We start from the raw sequence: 5441 nt of genomic DNA, 5'->3' as shown, positions 1-5441 counted from the left end.
CGTCCGCGTCGCCCGCGCCGAACTCGACGCCGACGGCGTCCCGGCGGGGCCGCTCACCGTCACCTCGGGCTCCCTCGACGCCATCGAACGCGTGCTCGCCGCCCACCTCAGAGCGGGCGACGCGGTCGCCGTCGAGGACCCCGGGTGGGGTGCCACCCTCGACCTGATCCCGGCGCTCGGCCTGCGCACCGTCCCCGTGACCGTCGACGACGACGGACCGTCCCCCGACGAGCTGCGCGGCGCCCTGGAGTCCGGGGCCCGCGCCCTGATCGTCACCGACCGCGCCCAGAACCCGACCGGCGCCTCGGTGACCGCCACCCGCGCCCGTGCCCTGCGCGCCGTACTGCGCGACCACCCCGAAACCCTGCTGATCGAGGACGACCACGGTCACGGCATCGTCGACCTGCCACTGCACCCGCTCGCCGGCGTCACCCGGCACTGGGCCCTCGTCCGCTCCGCCGCCAAGGCCTACGGCCCCGACCTGCGCCTCGCCGTCCTCGTCGGGGACCCGGTCACCGTCGACCGGGTCCAGGGCCGCCAGCGGCTGGGGCCGGGCTGGGTGAGCCTGCTGCTCCAGCGCGCGGTGGTCCATCTGTGGACCGAGGGCGCGGTGGACCGGGCAGCGGTCGCAGGGTCGTACCGGGCCCGCAGGGACGCGCTGATCGACGCGCTGGCGGAGCGCGGGGTCGCCGCCCGCGGCCGCAGCGGTATGAACGTCTGGGCCCCGGTGCCCGACGAGACCGGCGCGGTGGCCCGTCTCCTCCAGGCGGGCTGGGCGGTCGCGCCCGGCGCCCGCTTCCGCCTCGCCTCCCCGCCGGGCGTCCGCATCACCGTCTCGACGCTCACCAGGGCGGACATCGTCCCGCTCGCGGACGCGGTGGCCGCGGCGGTACGCCCCTCCCCGGCACGCGTCTACGGCTAGTGCCGCGACCGGAAGGTTCACCGGCTCGCGGCGCGAGCTTTCCGGCAAACCTTTCCGGTCACAGCACCGGCCCACCGGCAGTTCACACCGCGCCGCCCATGGGACGCCGTCCGGCGGGAGCGGGGCCGGTACCTCGCCGCTCGAGTCGCGAGCGGCGAACCCGGCCCCGACGATGGAGGAAGATGACCATCAACCCCTTGGACGGCACCATGTCCGTGAGACGACTCAGCGGCTCCGGAAGGGCCCGGCGCAGGATCGCCCTGGGCAGTGCCCTCGGCACCGTTCTCCTCGCCGGCGGGCTCGCCGCCTGCGGAGGCGGCACCAGTTCCTCACCCCAGCCCGGCACCAGTACGCCGAATGCCTCGTCCTTCTCCGGAACACCGCCGTCGGCCATGGCCTCCTCGGCCTCCTCGGCGATCAGCTCGGCACGGGCCTCCGCATCCGCGGCGGCGTCGTCCGCCTCGGCCCGCGCCTCCGAGTTCGAGGCATCGGTGGACGCCGAGACCCAGCGCAGGAGCACGGCGGCGCAACAGGCCCTGAAGGACGTCAAGGCCCCCGGCAACGCGCTCTCCGAGGTCTCCATGACGGGCGTGCCGAGATCAGAGACCGGCGGGGTCCTCGCCGTGCTGGTCACGATCACGAACAAGACCCGGAGCGAAGCCTCCTATGCCGTGCAGATCGACTTCAGGAACGCCGAAGGCAAGACCGTCGAGACGCGGTACGTCGGAGCGGAGCACCTCAAGCCCGGGCACAAGGAACAGCCCATCGCCTTCAGCCACCAGCCACCGGAGCCGAAGCTGACGCCTGTCCTCGCCAAGGCCCAGCGCTACTGACACCGGCCCCGCGGCGGGGCCTCACCAGTCGATGTGCGCGGCGACCCACCGGGCCAGGCCGTTCTCGTCGTCCTCGGCGGGCAGGTCCGGGCCGCAGGTGAGCGGTGTGTGGGACAGCTGCAGATGGGTGAGGTAGCCGTAGGGTCCGTTGTCGGCCGTGGGGCCGAGGACGAGGGCGTGCGTGGGGGTGCGCCAGATGCGGTGGGTCAGCGCGGGGCCGACGGCCACGGTGGCGGACGACAGGAACGTCCGCTCGGCGTCCGCACCGAGGCACTCCGTCACCGACCGCGCCGCCCGGGCGAGCACGGCTTCGCAGTCCTGGTCGGTGGACGGTCTGGCGCAGCTCCAGCCGGGCAGCTTCCCCCAGCCGTCCATGTACCCGTTCAGCCAGGACTCGTTGGCCATGCGCTCGTCGTTCGGGTCGACGGGGTACAGCTCGCCGAAGACGAGGAAGCTGCGTGCGTCCGGGTTTCCGAACGGGCTGAAGTCCTCGCTGCACAGCACGTGTTCATGGGCGGTGCGGAAGGAGTCGCAGACCAGACTGCCCTCCCAGTGCCACCCGCGCCGCCCTGTCTCCGCGTCCAGGGCGTCGTCGTCATCGTCGGGGACGTGTGGCACCGCCGGCAGGGCGACCAGCTCCGCGACGGCCTCGACGCTCAAGTGCCGGTGGGCGAGGGCGTGTACGGGGATCGGCATGCGGATCACTGTAGACGCCGCCGCCGCTCCGGCCGCCGGGCTACGCGCCCCTCTTCGGCCTCACCTGGGTGAGCGCCGCGCCCGCCAGCACGATGACCGCGCCGACCGGCGTGGTCCACCGCAGCGACTCCCCGAGGATCGCCACCCCGGCGGCCGTGGCGATCACGGGGATGAAGTACGTCACCATCTGGGCCGTGGTCGGGCCGACTTCGTCGACCAGCCCGTACTGGATCAGCACCGCCAGGCCGGTCCCCAGGGCGCCCAGCGCGGCGACCGCCAGCAGCGGAACCAGTGCGAAGTGGTCCGGAACCCTGGTGAACAGGGGCGTCACGACGGCCAGCTGGACCGTGGCGAGCAGCAACTGGCCACCGGTCATGGAAAGATGGGAGTTGCCCGTGCCGGCCAGTGTCCGCCGGACGTAGATCCAGCCCACCGGGTAGCTGAGCGAGGCCAGCAGGGCCATCGCCGTGCCCGTGGCGTCCAGTCCGTGGAAGCCCTGCCACGCGCCGAGCACCGTCAGCACCCCCAGGAAGCCGAGACCGAGCCCGGCCACACGGACCCGGGTCGGCCGGTCCTCGGAGAGGGCGACCAGTGACAGGACCATTCCCCACAGCGGCGAGGTGGCGTTGCAGATGCCGGCCAGCGTGGACGGGATGGTCAGCTCGGAGTAGGCGAAGAGGGAGAACGGCAGGGCGTTCAGGAAGAACGCGGCGACCGCCATGTGAGCCCACAGGCGACCCCCGCGCGGCAGCCGCTCCCGCTTGACGGCCATCGCCGCCGCCAGCACCGCCGTACCGAACACAAGGCGCCCGAGGGTGACCTGGAAGGGCGCGTATCCGCCGGTGCCCACCTTGATCAACAGGAAGCTGAAGCCCCAGATCAGGGACAGTGCGCCGAAGCGGAGCCGCCAGTCGAGGCGGGGGCGTGGGCGCGTGGGGGCGGGGGACTGGGTTCGGGGTGCGATGACCGTGCTCATGGCCTCAACGATCGTGGATGAAACTTCGTAGCACAATCGAGAATACCCACCGGGTATCTCTTAGGATCGCTTACATGTTGAACCTCGAGCGCCTGCGCACCCTGGACGCCCTCGCCCGGCACGGTTCGGTCAGCGCGGCCGCGGACGCGCTGCACGTGACCACCTCCGCGGTCTCCCAGCAGCTGGGCAAGCTGGAGCGCGAGGTCGGCCAGCAGCTTCTCGCCCGCAACGGCCGGGGCGTGCGGCTCACCGACGCCGGCCGGCTGCTGTCGGAGCACGCGGCGCGCATCCTGTCCCAGGTCGAGCTGGCCCAGTCCGACCTGGAGGCGCAGCGCGGGCAGGTCGTCGGAGAGCTGAGGCTGTCCGCGTTCCCGACCGCCGCCCGGGGGCTCTTCCCGGTCGCGCTCGGGGCGCTGCGCGCCGAGCATCCGGGACTCCGGGTGCGCTCCAGCGAGCTGGAGCCGGAGCAGGGCATTGCCGGGGTCGTCCGCGGCGACCTCGACCTCGCGGTGGTCCTCGACTGGTACAACAAGCCGATGCCCCTGCCCGACGGCCTGGTCAAGGCGCCGCTGCTGGACGACCCGGCCGATGTCGCCATGCCCGTGGGGCACCGGCTCGCGGGCCGCGACGAGGTGGATCTCGCCGAGTTCGCCGAGGACGAGTGGATCACCTGGGGCGAGGGCGAGTTCTGCCACGAGTGGCTGATCTTCACCCTGCGCTCCAAGGGCGTCGAGCCGATCGTCGGCCACCGCGCCGGCGAGACCCACACCCAGCTCGGGCTGGTCGCGGCCGGTCTCGGTGTGTGCATCGCGCCGCTGCTCGGCCGGCACCCGGTGCCCGACGGCGTGGTCCTCGTGCCGCTCAGGCAGCGTGTACGCCGGCACGTGTACGTGCTCTGGCGAGCGGACGCCGACCGCCGCCCCTCGATCCGCGCGGCAGTCGACGCCCTGCGCACCGCAGCCCGAAAACTCGACTGACCCGAACCAGCCCAGCACCGCATGCCGGAGCCCGGCCCAGCTGGGCCCGGCTCAGCTGAGCCCGGCCTGCTGAGCGCCGCATACGCGAGCCCGGTCGCTGTGCGCGGTCCGGGGGTGCTTGGTCTGGCCGAGCCCGGCTCAGCTGCGTCCGGCCTGCCCTGAACCCGGCCGCCCGGTGGTCTTAAGTACCGCCAGATGGACGCGGGCCGCTCGATCCTGGCCTGCTGAGCCCGCCCGCTCGGGTCCGGCCCGCTCGGGTCCGGCCCGCCGGACGTGGCCCGGCCGGTCCTGGCCGCGCGGTCCAACCGATGCGGGCCCGCTGAGTCCGGCCCGCGTCCAGCCTGCTGAGCGCTGCCGCCGAGTCCGGCTGCCCGGGCCCGGCGCCTCGGTCCGGCCCAGCTGAGCCATGCCCGGCGGAGCCCCGATCGCCCGGCACCTACGTCCCGCCCAGTTGAGCCCGCTCGGCGGAGCCCCCCTACGATCCGCCCAGTTTTCGGAAGTCCCAGGAGACGATCTTTTCCGGGGTGAGCCGGGCCCAGGCGTGGCGGCCGTCGTGCGGCATCTCGTCCAGGCCGAAGTTCTTGCGTGCGAACAGCGTCTCGGCCGTGTCCAGTTCGGCGCACAGCTCCCCGGTGCGCGGCGCCTCGCCCACGAACTCCACCCGGCCGGACAGCTCGACCCCGCGCAGCTGGTCGTACTCCTCGCCCGAGTCGACGACCACCGCCACCCGCGGATCGCGGCGCAGCTGCATCCAGCGCCGGCTGCGCACCACCGAGTACAGCCACAGCGAGGTGCCGTCCCAGGCGAACCACAGCGCGCTCACATGCGGAGTGCCGTCGGCCGAGACGGTCGCGACCCGGCAGGTGCGCTGGCTGGTGAGGAACTCGTCCAGTTCGCCCGGTGTCATCATGATCTTCCGGCCCCGGCGCTGCTGAGTGACGGTCATGCGGCTCTACCTTCTTCCTGGGTCCGCCCCAGCCATTCGTAGGGTTGTGGCACCCAGGGGAGCTGGGTGTGGCTTTCATGCGGCTGCCAGC

Annotated in this window: 6 protein-coding genes; 3 read left to right on the top strand and 3 right to left on the bottom strand. The window is 73.0% G+C overall.

All coding sequences use genetic code 11. The features are described from left to right. Both ACWEN3_RS40310 and ACWEN3_RS40305 read left to right on the top strand, forming a co-directional pair. A partial coding sequence (locus ACWEN3_RS40310; protein WP_452981858.1) for an aminotransferase class I/II-fold pyridoxal phosphate-dependent enzyme occupies positions 1–922 on the top strand: 922 nt, incomplete at its 5' end. A 182-nt stretch (positions 923–1104) separates the two neighbouring features. Next, on the top strand, positions 1105–1755 hold the full coding sequence (locus ACWEN3_RS40305) for a hypothetical protein (RefSeq protein WP_452981855.1): 651 nt from the start codon (positions 1105–1107) through the stop codon (positions 1753–1755). A gap of 21 nt (positions 1756–1776) precedes the next feature. Here ACWEN3_RS40305 and ACWEN3_RS40300 read toward each other — a convergent pair whose 3' ends face one another. Both ACWEN3_RS40300 and ACWEN3_RS40295 read right to left on the bottom strand, forming a co-directional pair. After that, entirely contained in the window at positions 1777–2451 is a 675-nt protein-coding gene (locus ACWEN3_RS40300) for a hypothetical protein (RefSeq protein ID WP_452981852.1), read from the bottom strand. Between the two features lie 40 nt (positions 2452–2491). After that, positions 2492–3427 carry a DMT family transporter gene (locus tag ACWEN3_RS40295; protein WP_452981849.1) on the bottom strand — a complete coding sequence of 312 codons (936 nt, stop codon included), beginning with the start codon at positions 3425–3427 and terminating at the stop codon, positions 2492–2494. Between the two features lie 74 nt (positions 3428–3501). On the opposite strand from ACWEN3_RS40295, the gene ACWEN3_RS40290 reads away from it, so the two are divergent. Next, complete coding sequence (locus tag ACWEN3_RS40290; protein ID WP_452981846.1) at positions 3502–4404, top strand: LysR family transcriptional regulator; 903 nt, start codon at positions 3502–3504, stop codon at positions 4402–4404. A gap of 475 nt (positions 4405–4879) precedes the next feature. On the opposite strand, the gene ACWEN3_RS40285 is transcribed toward ACWEN3_RS40290, so the two are convergent. Beyond that, positions 4880–5350, bottom strand: a complete 471-nt coding sequence (locus tag ACWEN3_RS40285) for a pyridoxamine 5'-phosphate oxidase family protein (protein WP_452981843.1) — start codon at positions 5348–5350, stop codon at positions 4880–4882. Positions 5351–5441: the final 91 nt, after the last annotated feature.

The sequence above is a fragment of the Streptomyces sp. NPDC004561 genome, from assembly GCF_053602155.1.
This window is presented reverse-complemented; position numbering and strand designations above follow the sequence as displayed.